General features: G+C 71.7%; 11 protein-coding genes. 2 read left to right on the top strand and 9 right to left on the bottom strand.

The window, feature by feature from the left end; translation table 11 throughout:
- Nucleotides 1-388: 388 nt before the first annotated feature.
- Complete coding sequence (locus tag ACFV57_RS41930) at nucleotides 389-2,833, bottom strand: polysaccharide lyase 8 family protein (RefSeq protein ID WP_385244323.1); 2,445 nt, start codon at nucleotides 2,831-2,833, stop codon at nucleotides 389-391.
- Nucleotides 2,834-3,078: 245 nt separating this feature from the next.
- Between ACFV57_RS41930 and ACFV57_RS41925 the strand changes: the two genes are divergently transcribed.
- A complete protein-coding gene (locus tag ACFV57_RS41925; protein ID WP_385244320.1) occupies nucleotides 3,079-3,714 on the top strand; it encodes a YceI family protein in 636 nt (211 codons plus the stop codon).
- Between the two features lie 89 nt (nucleotides 3,715-3,803).
- On the opposite strand, the gene cimA is transcribed toward ACFV57_RS41925, so the two are convergent.
- The 7 genes from cimA to ACFV57_RS41890 all read right to left on the bottom strand — a co-directional run bounded on the left by cimA (nucleotide 3,804) and on the right by ACFV57_RS41890 (nucleotide 13,006).
- The gene (gene cimA / locus ACFV57_RS41920; RefSeq protein ID WP_385244317.1) at nucleotides 3,804-5,414 is read right to left on the bottom strand and encodes a citramalate synthase; all 1,611 of its coding nucleotides are present in this window, start codon (nucleotides 5,412-5,414) and stop codon (nucleotides 3,804-3,806) included.
- 335 nt (nucleotides 5,415-5,749) lie between these two features.
- A complete protein-coding gene (locus tag ACFV57_RS41915; RefSeq protein WP_385244314.1) occupies nucleotides 5,750-7,093 on the bottom strand; it encodes an MFS transporter in 1,344 nt (447 codons plus the stop codon).
- Nucleotides 7,094-7,099: 6 nt separating this feature from the next.
- Nucleotides 7,100-8,482 carry a TolB family protein gene (locus ACFV57_RS41910; protein WP_385244311.1) on the bottom strand — a complete coding sequence of 461 codons (1,383 nt, stop codon included), beginning with the start codon at nucleotides 8,480-8,482 and terminating at the stop codon, nucleotides 7,100-7,102.
- Between the two features lie 144 nt (nucleotides 8,483-8,626).
- Nucleotides 8,627-9,247 carry a TetR/AcrR family transcriptional regulator gene (locus tag ACFV57_RS41905; RefSeq protein WP_385244308.1) on the bottom strand — a complete coding sequence of 207 codons (621 nt, stop codon included), beginning with the start codon at nucleotides 9,245-9,247 and terminating at the stop codon, nucleotides 8,627-8,629.
- Between the two features lie 17 nt (nucleotides 9,248-9,264).
- Nucleotides 9,265-10,314, bottom strand: coding sequence for an agmatine/peptidylarginine deiminase (locus ACFV57_RS41900; RefSeq protein WP_385244305.1), 1,050 nt, complete (start codon nucleotides 10,312-10,314; stop codon nucleotides 9,265-9,267).
- A gap of 254 nt (nucleotides 10,315-10,568) precedes the next feature.
- A complete protein-coding gene (locus ACFV57_RS41895; RefSeq protein WP_385244302.1) occupies nucleotides 10,569-11,654 on the bottom strand; it encodes a branched-chain amino acid aminotransferase in 1,086 nt (361 codons plus the stop codon).
- A 311-nt stretch (nucleotides 11,655-11,965) separates the two neighbouring features.
- The gene (locus ACFV57_RS41890; RefSeq protein ID WP_385244299.1) at nucleotides 11,966-13,006 is read right to left on the bottom strand and encodes a 3-isopropylmalate dehydrogenase; all 1,041 of its coding nucleotides are present in this window, start codon (nucleotides 13,004-13,006) and stop codon (nucleotides 11,966-11,968) included.
- Between the two features lie 129 nt (nucleotides 13,007-13,135).
- Between ACFV57_RS41890 and ACFV57_RS41885 the strand changes: the two genes are divergently transcribed.
- On the top strand, nucleotides 13,136-14,701 hold the full coding sequence (locus ACFV57_RS41885) for a purple acid phosphatase family protein (protein ID WP_385244296.1): 1,566 nt from the start codon (nucleotides 13,136-13,138) through the stop codon (nucleotides 14,699-14,701).
- 54 nt (nucleotides 14,702-14,755) lie between these two features.
- On the opposite strand, the gene ACFV57_RS41880 is transcribed toward ACFV57_RS41885, so the two are convergent.
- On the bottom strand, nucleotides 14,756-14,887 hold the full coding sequence (locus tag ACFV57_RS41880) for a hypothetical protein (RefSeq protein ID WP_274535863.1): 132 nt from the start codon (nucleotides 14,885-14,887) through the stop codon (nucleotides 14,756-14,758).
- Between the last annotated feature and the right edge of the window lie 280 nt (nucleotides 14,888-15,167).

Genomic DNA, 15,167 nt, shown 5'->3' with positions numbered 1-15,167 from the left:
TCAGCTTGCCCTTGGCGTGCTGCGCCTCGGTCGCCCGCTCACTCGGGCCACGCCGGGCCTGCTCACGGATGGCGTGCAGCTCGGCGACCCGCCCGCGGGCGTCGTTCGCCTCGGCGGGCACATCTTCGACAGTGGTCATGTATCGACGGTACGTGGCCGGGGCCTCCGGAGCCGATGTCGGTTTCGTACAACGTCGGAAGCGATTTGGTGGGCAGGCAGAACAGAAGCCGCCTGTACGCGGGCCGCGTCCCGCCCCACACGCACGCCGAAGGGTCCCGGCGATATGTATGGCTCCGACAAAGCGCGCCCGCGTGGCGTTGTGGCACTCCGCTCTTCGGCCGGGCGGCGCGGTGCCCCGGCCGGGCTCCGGCCGGGGCTGCGCGGCCGGTCAGCGCGGGGTGACCGTGCAGGTGTGGGTGGTGCAGGAGGTGCCCGGGGTGACCCGGAGGCGGAGCGCCGGAGTGGTCGCCAGCACCTCGACGGAGGGGTCGGCGGCCGGCACGGCGCGCACCGGACGGTCCCAGACCACCTCGAAGGGCTCACCGGTACGCAGGGGCTCGGCCACGCACAGTGACGCCGTACGGCCGCCGTGGCGCCCGTGAGCGGACCGCGCCGGACGCTCGCGCAGCAGGACGCTCGCGGGCGCTGTCACGGTCAGCGCGCCCGCCGACCCGGCCCGCCAGAAGTTGGCGGCGGTCAGGCCGAGCGAGGGGATGACGACCGCCTGCCGGTCGCCGGTGTTGGCGAGGACGCCCAGCCAGTGGCGGTCGGCGGCCCGCGCGGCGAGGGCGCGCGGGCCCGCGCCGGGCATCAGCAGATACGCGTACGCGGCGTCCGCCGGGTCGGTGCCGTGGTCGAACCACACGGTCAGGTAGCGGCGGGTGAACGGTTCGGGCGAGCCGCCGGTGTTGATGTCGCTCCAGGCGCCCGTCCGGGTGTCGCGCAGTACGCGCGGAACCGTTTCCCCCGCGCCCGGCAGGCGGGGGAAGACGTATCCGCCGTGCCCGGCCAGGTGCATCCACCGGGCGCGTGGGAAGGCCAGCGGACGGCCGGGCGCCACGGGCCGCCGCAGTCCGTCGACGGTCAGCGCCTGCGTCCCGGACGCGCCCAGGTTGCGGTTGTCCACGACCGTCTCGGCGGGCACGCCGTCGCGGGAGGAGATACCGGCGCCCAGGCAGACGACACAGTCCGCGGCGAAGAACCACGACTTCTTGGCGCGCAGGGTGGAGGACAGGCCGCGCACGTCCTGCCCGACCGCGGCGAACTCGCCGTCGGTGGTCCCGCCGACCCACCGCGCGGCGGGCTTGGGCTCGCCCCAGCCGCCGCCCTCGTTGTCGGCCAGCCGCTTCGCGGACACGGTCGTGCCGGGCAGGCGGTACGGGTCCACGGTGGGCCAGAAGGCGTCCGTGTACTGGTCGCCCCCGAAGTCGTGGCCCCACCAGTAGAGCATTCCGGCGCCGGTGTGCCAGCCGCGCGGGTTCTCGCCGTTGCCGTTCTCGTAGTACGTGATGCGGTCCGAGGCCATGGCCAGCCCGGCGGCCCAGCCGGGGCGGCGGTGCGCGGCCCGGTCCATGGCCGGGAAGAGCCGGTGGGCGACGGGCTCGGGCGCGACCGGGCCGCCGTCGTCCGCGAGCGCCTTGAGGCGGGCGAGATCGGCGATCTCGTACTGCCGGTCGGCGAGCACCGGGTAGCTCGTGTCCCGCCGGATCCAGCCCCGGACCATCGCCTGCCAGCGCTCTTGTTCCCGCGGCGCGGCGGCTTCCGCCAGCAGGGCGACGGCCGCGACCAGCGCGTGGCCGTGGAAATGGTCGCCGCGCATCACCCGGCGCTCGTCGGCGCGCAGATAGCCGCGGCTGATGGCGCGCCCGTTGACGCTGTCCATCATCAGGCCGTTGTGGAGCAGCGGCGCGTAGGCGTGTTCCACGCTGTCGAAGATGATCTGGCGTTTCGGGTCGGTGACGGCCCAGTCGGTCCCGTCGAGCAGGGTGAAGAGGCGGCCGAGTCCGTCGAGGAGGACGAAGCCGTAGGTGCCGGAGTAGGCGACCCAGGTGTGCTGGACGAAGGAGCCGTCGGCGTAGAGGCCGTCGCCCTTGGTGACGTACGGGAAGACCGGGGAAAGGGCGTCGCGGGCCAGTGCGATCTTCGCCGGGGCCCGGCCGAGGATGCCGCGCAGCGCCACGACGCGGCACAGGTCGACGCGGTTGGCGCCGGTGCTGGTGCCGGTGTAGTCGCCGAGCATGGTGTCCGGGACGAAGTGGTCGACGGCGGCCAGGTACCGGGACCGCCGGTCCGTGCCGAGCTGCTCGTACAGCGTCGCGACGGTGTCCAGGAGGAGCCGGGGGCTGCCGATCTGCCACTCCCACCAGTTGCCGTAGCGGGTGGTGCCGGAGTGGTAGACCGTGTCGTGCACGTGGTCCAAGCCCCGGACGACGTCGGCGGCGAGGCCCGCGTCGCCGGTCAGGCCGGTGCCGGGCTGGGCGTGGGCGCGGGCCATGGTGGCGAGGCGGCTGTAGCTGCGGGTGATGCCGGCCGGCGGGTCGAAGGGGCTGTCGGGCCAGAGCGAGCCGGCGGCCGGGCGCATGGCCGCGCGAAAGCCGCGGGCCAGCTCGCCGGTCTCCTTCAGGCGGGCGGCGAACGGTTCGGCGGCGGGGTCGTAGCCGGTGCCGAGCTGGATGCCGAGCCAGCGGCGGCGCAGGGTTTCGTACGGGTCGCCGTCGGCGGCGTGCGCGACGGGCGCCGGCCCGGCGAGGGCGGGGGTCAGCGCCAGGCCGAGCGCGCCCGCTCCGGAGAAGCCGAGGAAGCCGCGGCGGGACCAGACGGGGGAAGGCGGCACGGTCCGTCCTCTCCGTGAACGTCAACTGCGTACGGATGCGGTCTGGTTGTGCGGTGCCCGACGGTCCGGAGGCGGTCGGTCGTCAGGGTCTAGCACGGGCCGCCCCGCTCCGACAATGCCCATGACACGTCTGGCGCGGGACACCCGCATCACTCCCCCGTGCATCAGATGTTGAAACTTTAACTAGATAGCGCTACGCTCATTCTCGTTGAAGGTTAAACAACCAGTCTTCGAGGAGGCTCCCCATGGCCCTGTTCCAGCGCAAGCGCAGCACGACCGCCGACGTCCGCCCCGGCACCCCCGCCGGGCCCACCGCCGTCCTCGAAGCGGACCCGGCGCTCGCCGCACTGACCGGCGACTACACCATCGACCCGGCGCACAGCCGGATCGGCTTCACCGTCCGGCACGCCATGGTCACCAACGTCCGCGGCGCCTTCGGCACCCACGAGGGCACCCTGCACCTGGACGGCGCCGACCCGGCCCGCTCCAGCGCGGCCGTCGAGGTCACCATCGCCTCCGTCGACACCGGTATCGCCGACCGCGACGCCCACCTGCGCGGCGCCGACTTCTTCGACGCCGAGTCCTTCCCGCTGATGACCTTCCGGTCCACCGCGGCCGAGCGGGCCGGCGGCGACGTCTACCGCGTCACCGGCGACCTGACGATCAAGGACGTGACCCGGCCGCTCACCATCGACCTGGAGTTCCAGGGCGCGGCCACCGACGTGTACGGCGCCGAGCGCGTCGGCTTCGAGGGCAGCGCCGAGATCCTGCGCTCCGACTGGGGCCTGACCTGGAACGCGGCGCTGGAGACCGGCGGTGTGATGGTCAGCGACAAGGTCAAGCTCACCTTCGACATCTCCGCGGTCAAGGCCGCCGCCTGAGCCGACGGCGCCCCGAGAACCCCGCGGCCCCGCACCGCTCCTCCCCCAAGGAGCGGCACGGGGCCGCGGTCGTCCTCCGCGCCCGGCGGCTACTCCTGCGGCTCCACCCCGGCCCGCATCAGCCCGTACGCGTACGCGTCGTCCAGCGCCTGCCACGACGCGGCGATGACGTTCTCGGCGACGCCGACCGTGGACCACTCCCCCTGCCCGTCACTGGTCGACACCAGGACGCGGGTGATCGAGCCGGTGCCCACCCGGCCCTCCAGGATGCGCACCTTGTAGTCCACCAGCTCCAGCCCGGCCAGCTGCGGATAGATCCGCTCCAGACCGACGCGCAGCGCCCGGTCCAGCGCGTTGACCGGGCCGTTGCCCTCCGCGGTGGCCACCAGCCGCTCGCCCTTGGCCCACAGCTTCACCGTCGCCTCGTTGGCGTGCGTGCCGTCCGGCCGGTCCTCGGCGATCGCCCGCCAGGACTCCACCCGGAAGTACCGGAGCGGCCGGCCCTCCGCCTCCTCGCGCAGCAGCAGCTCGAAGGAGGCGTCGGCGGCCTCGTACGTGTACCCCGCCAGCTCGCGCTCCTTGACCCGCTCCACGACCCGGGCGACCAGCTCCCGGTCGCCGCTCAGGTCGAAACCCAGCTCCCGGCCCTTGAGCTCGATGGAGGCGCGTCCCGCCATGTCGGAGACCAGCATGCGCATGCTGTTGCCGACCAGCGCCGGGTCGATGTGCTGGTACAGGTCCGGATCGACCTTGATGGCGGAGGCGTGCAGCCCGGCCTTGTGCGCGAAGGCGGAGACGCCGACGTACGGCTGGTGCGTGGACGGCGTGAGGTTGACGACCTCGGCGATGGCGTGCGAGACGCGGGTGGTCTCGGCGAGCTTGCCCTCGGGCAGCACCCGGCGCCCGTACTTCAGCTCCAGGGCCGCCACGACCGGGAAGAGATTGGAGTTGCCGACGCGCTCCCCGTAGCCGTTCGCGGTGCACTGCACGTGCGTGGCGCCCGCGTCCACGGCGGCGAGGGTGTTGGCCACGGCGCAGCCGGTGTCGTCCTGGGCGTGGATGCCCAGGCGCGCCCCGGTGTCCGCCAGCACGGTCCGTACGACGGCCGCGACCTGCGCGGGGAGCATCCCGCCGTTGGTGTCGCAGAGCACCACCACGTCGGCTCCGGCCTCGCTCGCGGTGCGGACGACCTGCTTGGCGTAGGCCGTGTCGAGGGCGTAGCCGTCGAAGAAGTGCTCACAGTCCAGGAAGACCCGGCGGCCCTGCTCGCGGAGGTGGGCGACGGTGTCGCGGACCATCGCCAGGTTCTCTTCCGGCGTGGTGCGCAGCGCCAGCTCCACATGCCGTACGTGCGACTTGGCGACCAGCGTGACGACCGGGGCCTGCGACTCCAGCAGGGCCGCGACCTGCGGGTCGTCCTCGACCCGTACGCCCGCCTTGCGGGTGGCGCCGAAGGCGACCAGCTGGGCGTGCCGGAAGTCGATCTCCGTGCGGGCCCGCTCGAAGAACTCGGTGTCCCGCGGGTTCGCGCCGGGCCAGCCGCCCTCGATGAAGCCCACGCCGAAGTCGTCCAGGTGCCGGGCGATGGTCAGCTTGTCGGTGACGGTCAGGTTGATGCCCTCGCGCTGGGCTCCGTCGCGCAGCGTCGTGTCGAAGACGTGGAAGGCGTCGGACAGCGCGGGTTCTGGTGCGTCCGTCATGCTGATCGGGCTCCTGTCGGGGTCTCGGTTTACCGGAATGACCGGTTCCACCGCCCCCTCATGGTCCCTCGCGCTCCGCCGCCGGCGAAAGGTGGGCCGGAAACGAAAAGACCCCTCGCGGATGCGAGAGGTCTGCGCGCGGGTCTGGGGCGACGGTGACCGCGCCGTACTCGGATACGTACGGGGCCGTCACTGCGGACCGGCGCGCCTGCTGCCAATAATCATGGCGAACGGGAGCATGGGGGCATCCTGCCATACGTTCCCGGAGGGCGGCCGGGCGTCTCACAGTACGGGCCACCGGGGGTGGCCGATCCTGTGTCCTCGAACTCCCCCGGCTACCGCTGGGAGGTGCCCCCGGACAGGCTTGATCTGGCCGGTTGTGCGGAAAGAGGCGCGCCCTCTCCCGGCTTCACGCGGTTGAGGTCGATCGTCTTCGTTTCGCGCATCGTGACGTAGACGATCAGCGAGACCGCCGCGCAGCCTGCCACGTACCAGTAGTAGCCGGATTCGATGCCGCCCTTCTTGAACCAGAGGGCGACATATTCGGCCGTGCCGCCGAAGAGGGCGTTGGCGATGGCGTACGGGAGCGCGACGCCGAGGGCGCGGATGCCGGTGGGGAAGAGTTCGGCCTTCACACAGGCGTTGATCGAGGTGTAACCGGTGACAACCAGCAGGGCGAGCAGCGAGAGGCCGAGCGCGGGCCAGAAACTGCCGGCGTGCTTGAGCAGCGTCATGATCGGCACCGTCAGGAAGGTCGAACCCACCGCGAAGGTGATCAGCAGCGGGCGGCGGCCGATGCGGTCGGAGAGCTTGCCCGCCAGCGGCTGGATGCACATGAAGACGAACAGCGCGCAGAAGCTGACCAGCGAGGCGGTCGGCTTGTCCATCCCGGCGCTGCCGGAGAGGTACTTGGTGAGGTAGGTCGTGTACGTGTAGTACGCGACGGTGCCGCCCATGGTGAGGGCGATGACGAGGAACGCCTCGCGCTTGTGCGCCCACAGCGCCTTGATCGTGCCGCGCGCCGGGTCGCTGTGCGCGTCGTCGTCCTGCGCGTAGACCTCCGTCTCCAGCATGTTGCGCCGCAGGTAGAAGACGACGGCCGCGCCGAGCGCGCCGATGATGAACGGGATGCGCCAGGCCCAGCTGTGCAGCGCGTCCTCGGACATGGTGCGCTGGAGCAGGATCTGCAGGCCGAGTCCGAGGAGCTGACCGGCGGTCATGGACACGTACTGGAAGCTGGAGGCGAAGCCGCGCCGGCCGGGCGCGGACGCCTCGGTGAGGTAGGTGGCACTGGCCGCGTACTCGCCGCCGACCGAGAGCCCCTGCAGCATGCGGGCGACGAGCAGCACCGCGACGCCGCCGTAGCCGGCCACCGCGTAGGTCGGCGCGACGGCGATGAGGATGGCCGAGGCGGACATCAGGGTGACGGTGAGGGTCAGCGCGGCCTTGCGGCCCTTGCGGTCACCGACCCGGCCGAGCACCCAGCCGCCGACCGGCCGCATGAAGAAGCCGACCGCGAAGATGCCCATGGTGTTCATGAGGTTGGCGGTGTCGTTCCCCTTCGGGAAGAAGGAGTCGGCGAAGTACACCGCGAAGCTGGCGTACACGAACCAGTCGAACCACTCGACCATGTTGCCGGCCGAGCCGACCCAGATCTTCTTCCACTGCTCTCGTCCCATGACGGATCACGGTCGCCGACCGCCGCCGTCGCGGCAAGAGCCCGACGGGCAACGATCACGCTTCGTTACCTGCGGGGCATGCGGGCGGGCGGCGTACGAACGCGTCTTTGCGGCCGGTTGCGTACGGCTTGCTGCCGCCCCTCGGCGGACGTGCCGCAGGAACACGTCGGTCTCGTGGTTGGTGTCGCCGTCGACCAGGTCGGCGAGGTGCGACTCGAAGACGACCGCGCGGCCGTCCGGGGTCATCGCGTCGGGTCCGGCGGTCGCCGCCCGGGGCTTGCCGTCGGTCCCGGGGCTGGCCAGGGTGTCCTTACCGGTCCGCAGATCCTTGACGTACAGCCCGTACTCGACACCGGAGTAGCGCAGCACCAGGCGCCGGCCGTCCGGGCTGATCGCGTCCGCGGTGGCGTACTGATTGCCGCCGATGCCGTCCACGCGCCGGACCGCACCGGTGCGGGTGTCGCGGACGAAGACGTAGGAGCGCGCCTCGTCCGGCACCGGCACGATGTTCTCGGCCGACGAGTTGAAGGCGACGGTACGGCCGTCGGCGCTGATCAGCGGGTCGGTGGAGCCGGAGGTGGCGGGCCGGCCGTCGGCGGTGGTGTCGATCTGCCGCTGCTCGCCGGTACGCAGGTCCGCGAGGTAGATGTCGGCCCAGTCACGCTCGCCGCCGGGGCCGCCGCCGCGCCGGCTGCGTTCCCGGTAGGCCACCTTGCTGCCGTCGGCACTGATGCGCGGCGAGTCGTAGCCGCGGCCTTCCTTGGCGGGGACCCTGCTGGCGCGGCGTGTCGTGCCGGTCTTGCGGTCGCGTACGTAGACACGGCCGAAGTCCGCCTGCGCAGGCGGGACGGTGGCCTGCAAGCCCAGGAAAGCGACGTAGCGGCCGTCGGCGCTGAGCGAGGGTGTCTCCGCGCCGGTGAAGCCCGCGTCCAGGTCCAGGTCGGCGCGTTCCAGGCGTCCGGTGCGGATCTCGTAGACGTGGACGTGGTACTGGCCGCCCGTCTCGGCGTTGAAGGCCACGTAGCGGCTGTCCGCGCTGATCGTGGCGAAGTCGGCGTTGCCGGGGCCGAGCGGGGCGTTGATGCGGCGGAGGGTGCCGGTGCGGCGGTCGCGGAGGAAGACGTCGTGGACGAGGGGGCCGTCGTTGTCGTCGCCCGGCACGAGGTTGTCGGCTCCCGAGTCGAAGGCGACGTACCGGCCGTCGGGGCTGATCGCCGCGTTGAACGAACCGCCGCCGGCCGCTTCCGAGCCGTCGGGCGCGGTGTTGACCCGTTCCGTACGAGGCCCGTGGCCGCCCGCCGCCACCGCGGGCGCGTCGACACCGTCCAGCGCCACCGCCCCGACGAGGACGGTGGCCGCCACCGCGCCCCATAACCCACGTCTGCCCATGCCCGTCCGCACGCCCATGTTTCCCCCCGGAAACACCCGCCTCCGGCCCTGCGCCGGAGCGCCAGGGGATACAACCGCACCGGCCGCGACAGGGTCAATGCGCTCTTTTCCGTACAACCGGGGCCGGGTGTCGGGTAGCTGCGGTTACGCCTCCCCCGCAGGGCTCAGCCCCTCGTCCAAGAACTCCCCCACGTGCCGCAATACCTGCTCCCGGTCCAGCCCCGGCAGGCCGACGACGAGGTGCGTGGCGAAACCGTCCAGCAGCGCGCGCGTACGCGTGGCGAAGCGCTCCGCGTCCACGGCCCGCAGCTCGCCCTTAGACGCGCCTTCGACCAGCAGCGCCACCAGATCGCGATGCCAGGCCAGTTCCAGGTCGAGCTGGCGCTCGCGGGTCTCGTCGTCCGCGCTCTGCGAGCGGTTCCACACCTCCAGCCACAGGGTCCAGCGCGGATCCCGGTGCCCTTCCGGCAGGTACAGCTCCACCAACGCGTCGAGCCGCTCGCGCGCCGGAACACGGCGGGCGAGCGCGGCCCGCCGCCGGGCACCCAACTGCTCCTCGCTCCACTGGAGGGTCTGGAGCAGCAGCTCGTCCTTCGTACCGAAGTAGTAGAGGATGTGCCCGCTGCTCATGCCGACCTCGCGGCCCAGCCCGGCCATCGTCAGCCGCTCCAGGCCCGCTTCGGCGATGGTGGCCATGGCGGCGGCGAGGACCAGCTCGCGCGGCTGGGTGAGCCGCCGCCGCGATCGGCGGACCGGTCCGGGCACGGGAACCTCCGGGAACGTCACACTGCGCCCACCTTGGGCTGCTGCTGGGTGATGCAGTGGATGCCACCGCCCGCTGCGAAGATCGTACGGGCGTCGACCGTCGTCACCGTCCGCTCCGGGAACAGCCGCCGGAAGATCGCGGCGGCGTGCTCGTCGCGCGGATCGCCGAAGCCGCACAGCACCACGCCGCCGTTGCACAGGTAGTGGTTGATGTACGAATAATCCACCAGCTCACCGTCCGCCTCCACCACGGTCGGCGCGGGCACCTCGACGACCTCCAGCCGCCGGCCGCGCGCGTCCGTCGAGGAGCGCAGCAGCTCGACGATCTCCGTACACACCGCGTGGTCGGGGTGGGCCGGGTCGGGCTGGGTGTGCGCGACGACGACGCCGGGCCGGGCGAACGCCGCGACGATGTCCACGTGCCCGCGGGTGCCGAACTCCCCGTAGTCGGCGGTCAGTCCGCGGGGCAGCCAGATGGCCTTCGTGGTGCCGAGGTACGCGTGGATCTCCGCCTCGGCCTCCTCCCGGGTGCGGCCCGGATTGCGCCCCGGGTCGAGTTGCACGGTCTCCGTCAGCAGCACCGTCCCCTCGCCGTCCACATGCAGGCCGCCGCCCTCGTTGACCAGCGACGAACGGTACGTACGGGCCCCGGCCAGCCCGGCCACGCACGCCCCGACCCGCGCGTCCCGCTCCCAGCGGGCCCACTCCTGCCCGCCCCACCCGTTGAACACCCAGTCGGTCGCGGCCAGCCGCCCCTGCCCGTCCGTCAGGAACGTCGGCCCGATGTCCCGCATCCACGCGTCGTCGAGCGGCCGCTCGACGACCTCGACGCCCGTCCCGAGCAGCCGCCGCGCCCCGCCCGCCTGCCCGGCACCCGCCACAACCGTGACCGGCTCGAACCGCCGCACGGCCCGCGCCACGGCCGCCCAGGCCCGCCGGGCCGCCTCCAGCCCCTCCCCGCCCTCCTCACCGAAGGTGGCATTGGGTCCGGGCCAGGCCATCCAGGTCCGCTCATGCGCGGCCCACTCTGCGGGCATCCGGAAGCCGTCGGCGGCGGGGGTGGGCATGGGGGCCTCCGGGGTGGAGCGGCATCGAGCGGCCGAGATCGGGGTCCGGGGCCAAGCCGAAGCCCCACTACATTAGTGCGGCACTCTAACTCGTACGTCCCGTATGGCCAAGCATCGTCGGGCGATCTTCGCTACTAACTCGCCTCCCTCAAGTAGAACGACACTCAAAAACGCACACCGCCACCCGACACCGAAAAACGCCGAACGGCCGCCCCGCAAAACGCGGGGCGGCCGTTCGGTGTGGTGTGGGCGGGTCAGCCCAGCGGGTGCATCCACCCGTGGGTGTCCGGGGTGGCGCCGGTCTGGAGGTCCAGGAGGGCCTTGCGGAGCTTCATGGTGACCTCGCCGGGCTTGCCGTCGCCGACGGTCCAGGAGGCGGCCTCGGACTTCACGGAGCCGACGGGGGTGATGACCGCGGCGGTGCCGCAGGCGAAGACCTCGGTCAGGGAGCCGTCCTCGGTGGCGGCCTTCCAGTCCTCGACGGAGATGCGGTGCTCGGCGGCCTCGTAGCCCAGGTCGGTGGCGATCTTCAGGAGCGAGTCGCGGGTGATGCCGGGCAGCAGGGAGCCGGACAGCTCCGGGGTGACGATCTTGTTCCCGTACACGAAGTACAGGTTCATGCCGCCCATCTCCTCGATCCAGCGGCGCTCGATCGCGTCCAGCCACACGACCTGGTCGCAGCCGTGCTGGGCGGCCTGGGCCTGGGCGACCAGGGAGGCGGCGTAGTTGCCGCCGGTCTTGGCGGCGCCGGTGCCCCCGCGCACGGCGCGCACGTACTCCTGGGAGAGCCAGACGGAGACCGGCTTGACGCCGCCGGTGAAGTAGGCGCCGGCGGGCGAGGCGATCACGATGAACAGGTACTCGTTGGCGGGCCGGACGCCCAGGCCGACCTCGCTCGCGATCATGAAGGGGCGCAGGTAGAGCGACTCCTCGCCGTTGTCCGGCACCCAGTTCTTGTCCTGCTTGACCAGCGCGTCACAGGCTTCGACGAACGTCTCGACGGGCAGCTCCGGCATGCCGAGGCGGCGGGCGGACGCCTGGAAACGCCGGGCGTTGGCGTCCGGGCGGAAGGTGGCGACGGTGCCGTCGGGCTGGCGGTAGGCCTTGAGCCCCTCGAAGATCGTCTGCGCGTAGTGCAGCGTCATGTTGGCCGGGTCCATGGACAGCGGGGCATACGGCACGAGCTGGGCGTCGTGCCAGCCGCGCCCCTCGGTCCACTTGATCGTCACCATGTGGTCGGTGAAGTGACGGCCGAAGCCGGGGCTGGCCAGAATCCGCTCCCGCTCCGCGTCGGAGAGCGGGTGCGAGGAGGGCTTGAGCTCGATCGTGGGCGTCGTCATGAGTGCGTGTCCTTCACCGGTGAGGTTGTGGGGCCGCGCTCACGAAGTCCTTGTCGGTACAGGACGTCCGGTAGTACTCCCCTCGTACAGCGGCTCCGCGTTCGATTATCGCTCCCGGGGGGCCGGGGACGGAAATGCCGTGGTGCTCGGGGTGGGACGCCATGGCTTTCGAAGGCGGATCCGTGCGCGCTTGCCAGGGGTCGATGGTCGCACCCAACCCGGCGGTAGCACAGTCGCGGACATGCGGGACAGCGCCGGGTGCGGTGCGGCCCGGCGCTGTCGTCCGGCGAGGTGCCGGCGGGCGGCGGGCGTCAGCCCGCTACGCGGGCGGCGAGCGCGTCGCCGATCTCGCCGGTGGTGCGCGGGGCCTCGCCGCGGGCCGCGAGGTCGGCGGCGACGGCCTCCTCGATGCGGGCCGCCTCGGCCTCGTAGCCGAGGTGCCGCAGGAGGAGGGCGGTGGACAGGACGGTGGCCGTGGGGTCGGCCTTGCCGGTGCCCGCGATGTCCGGCGCGGAGCCGTGCACCGGCTCGAACATGGACGGGAAGGCGCCGGTGGGGTTGATGTTCCCGGAGGCGGCCAGGCCGATGCCGCCGGTCACCGCCGCGGCGAGGTCGGTGAGGATGTCGCCGAAGAGGTTGTCGGTGACGATCACGTCGAACCGCTCGGGCTGGGTGACGAAGAAGATCGTCGCGGCGTCGACGTGCAGATAGTCGGTGGTGACCTCGGGGTACTCCTCGCCCACCGCGTCGAAGATCTTCTTCCACATGTGGCCGGCGTGCACCAGGACGTTGTTCTTGTGCACCAGCGTGAGCTTCTTGCGCGGCCGCGCGTCGGCCCGCTCGTACGCGTCCCGGACGACCCGCTCGACGCCGTACGCGGTGTTCAGGCTGACCTCGGTGGCGACCTCGTGCGGAGTGCCGGTGCGCAGGCTGCCGCCGTTGCCCGTGTACGGGCCCTCGGTGCCCTCGCGGACGACGACGAAGTCGATGTCGGGACGCCCCGCGAGCGGCGTCGCGGTGTTCGGGAAGAGCTTGGAGGGGCGCAGGTTGACGTAGTGGTCGAAGGCGAAGCGCAGCTTCAGCAGCAGGCCGCGCTCCAGGACGCCGGAGGGTACGGACGGGTCGCCGATCGCGCCGAGCAGGATCGCGTCATGGTCCTTGAGCGACTCCAGGTCCGCGTCCGGCAGGGTCTCGCCGGTGGCGTGCCATCGCCGGGCGCCGAGGTCGTACTCCTTGGTTTCCAGCTTGACGTCCTGCGGAAGGGCTGCACCGAGGACCTTCAGTCCTTGGGCCACGACTTCCTGGCCGATACCGTCACCGGGGATCACTGCGAGGCGAATGCTGCGAGACATGGCTGGACCCTACTCTTCGTCCCATTGCTTGACACGTGGTGTCCGGGATACGGACACATGGACAGCCGGACACCTGCCGTTCACCCGCCGGGCCCCGGCCCGTCGAACAGTGATGCGACGTTGCGCAGCATGGACACACCACGCGTGGGCATTCCCGAACCGCTCGCGAGCCGTATGAGCATGCCCGAGCAGCACGAGTACCTCCGTACGAAACTGACCCGCCGCGGACTGCTGCGCACCTCCGCCGCCACCGCCGGCGCCGTCGCGGGCGGGAGCCTGCTGACGGGCCCGGCCCAGGCCGCCTCCCCCACCCTGCTCTCCTCCCCCGCCACCGGCGCCGTGCACGGCTCGCTGGTCGCGCCGTTCGGCCGGCACCTGGCCTTCGGCGCCGACCCCAGGCACCAGATGCGTGTCTCGTGGCAGGTGCCGTTCGCGGTCAAGCGGCCGTTCCTGCGCGTGGGGCTGCGCCCCTGGGATCTGAGCCGGAAGATCCACGCCGAGGTGCGGGAGCTGCACACGCCCGCGCTGACCAAGAAGCTGCCCGCGGTGGACCAGTACTACCTGCACGCCGCGCTCGACGGCCTGCGGCCCGGCACCACGTACTACTACGGTGTCGGCCACGACGGCTTCGACCCCGCCGACTCCCGCCACTTCGGCACCCTCGGCACCTTCCGCACCGCCCCGGCCCGCGCCGAGCGGTTCGTCTTCACCGCCTTCGGCGACCAGGGCGTCAGCTACCACGCGCTCGCCAACGACCAGCTCATCCTGGGCCAGAACCCGTCCTTCCACCTGCACGCCGGCGACATCTGCTACGCCGACCCGGACGGCAGCGGCTCCGAGCACGACTCCTACGACGCGCGCCAGTGGGACCAGTTCCTCGCGCAGACCGAGTCGGTGGCCAAGACCGTGCCGTGGATGGTGACGACCGGCAACCACGACATGGAGGCCTGGTACTCCCCCAACGGCTACGGCGGCCAGAACGCCCGCTGGAGCCTGCCGGACAACGGCCCGGACGCCGAGAACGCGCCGGGCGTCTACTCCTTCACGTACGGCAACGTCGCCGTCGTCGCGCTCGACGCCAACGACGTCTCGTACGAGATCCCCGCCAACCTCGGTGTGACCGGCGGCAAGCAGACCGCGTGGCTGGACCGCAGGCTGGGCGAGCTGCGCGCCGCCCGGGGCATCGACTTCATCGTCGTCTTCTTCCACCACTGCGCCTTCTCCACCACCAACTCGCACGCCTCCGAGGGCGGGGTGCGCGACGCCTGGCTGCCGCTGTTCGAGAAGCACCAGGTGGACCTGGTGGTCAACGGCCACAACCACGTCTACGAGCGGACCGACGCGATCAAGGGCGGCCGGGTCGCCAAGAAGGTGCCGGTCGGCGAGACGGTGGACTCCTCGCGCGAGGGCATCGTGTACGTGACGGCCGGCGGCGCAGGCAAGTCCCTGTACGACTTCCCGGTGCCGGACAGCTACGAGGGCCACGTCAAGGACCTGGACCACGTGGACACGTACCACTGGGCCGAGGGGAAGGTGAAGGTCAAGGAGAGCGTGCAGTGGTCGCGGGTGCGCTACACCGGCTACTCCTTCATCGCCGTCGAGGTGCTGCCGGGCCACCGGCCGCGGATGAAGGTCACCGCGCTCGCCGAGTCCGGCGAGAGCATCGACCGCTTCGAGGTCACCCGGCGCGCCTGAGGCGGGCGTGCGCGCGGGAGCGCCGCACGCCCGCCCGCCGGGCGGCTCCCGGGCTCAGTGTCCGGTCGAACCGCCGTTGTCCCGGCGGTCGAGCGCCCGCTGGAGCGCGGCGGCGGCGTTCTTGCGGTCGGCCTCGCCGGTCGCACGGGCGGAGTGACGAATCCTGCGGACAGCGGTCTTGGTCATGATGCGCCTCCAGTGCCAAAGCCCTGAGAAATGAACGGAAGCGTCCTTCCGGAAACAGCCGACATACGCGGGGGCCACGGCATCCGCAGGGATCACCTGCACGCACACACCGGGCCGCACCCGCCACCGCTCGATGAAGCGGAACGTTCAGCATCTACAAAGCTAAGCCAGTGAAGCCGTGCTGTCTGCACAATTACTTTGGCTTCCTACTATTTGAGACGGGCGATGGCCTGAGGTGCACGTTCGGGTGATCGTCCGAGGTGGGGAGCCGGGGCACGCC

It is taken from the genome of Streptomyces sp. NPDC059788 (assembly GCF_042732265.1).
GTDB lineage: Bacteria > Actinomycetota > Actinomycetes > Streptomycetales > Streptomycetaceae > Streptomyces.
The sequence above is the reverse complement of the archived record's forward strand: the minus strand, read 5'-3'. Positions and strand labels throughout refer to the sequence as shown.

Coding starts and splice junctions, on each gene's coding strand:
- ACFV57_RS41895 (WP_385244302.1), bottom strand. CDS start 11,654: ATGACGACGCCCACGATCGAGCTCAAGCCCTCCTCGCACCCGCTCTCC.
- ACFV57_RS41890 (WP_385244299.1), bottom strand. CDS start 13,006: ATGTCTCGCAGCATTCGCCTCGCAGTGATCCCCGGTGACGGTATCGGC.
- ACFV57_RS41925 (WP_385244320.1), top strand. CDS start 3,079: ATGGCCCTGTTCCAGCGCAAGCGCAGCACGACCGCCGACGTCCGCCCC.
- ACFV57_RS41885 (WP_385244296.1), top strand. CDS start 13,136: ATGGACACACCACGCGTGGGCATTCCCGAACCGCTCGCGAGCCGTATG.
- ACFV57_RS41900 (WP_385244305.1), bottom strand. CDS start 10,314: ATGCCCACCCCCGCCGCCGACGGCTTCCGGATGCCCGCAGAGTGGGCC.
- ACFV57_RS41880 (WP_274535863.1), bottom strand. CDS start 14,887: ATGACCAAGACCGCTGTCCGCAGGATTCGTCACTCCGCCCGTGCGACC.
- ACFV57_RS41910 (WP_385244311.1), bottom strand. CDS start 8,482: ATGGGCAGACGTGGGTTATGGGGCGCGGTGGCGGCCACCGTCCTCGTC.
- cimA (WP_385244317.1), bottom strand. CDS start 5,414: ATGACGGACGCACCAGAACCCGCGCTGTCCGACGCCTTCCACGTCTTC.
- ACFV57_RS41915 (WP_385244314.1), bottom strand. CDS start 7,093: ATGGGACGAGAGCAGTGGAAGAAGATCTGGGTCGGCTCGGCCGGCAAC.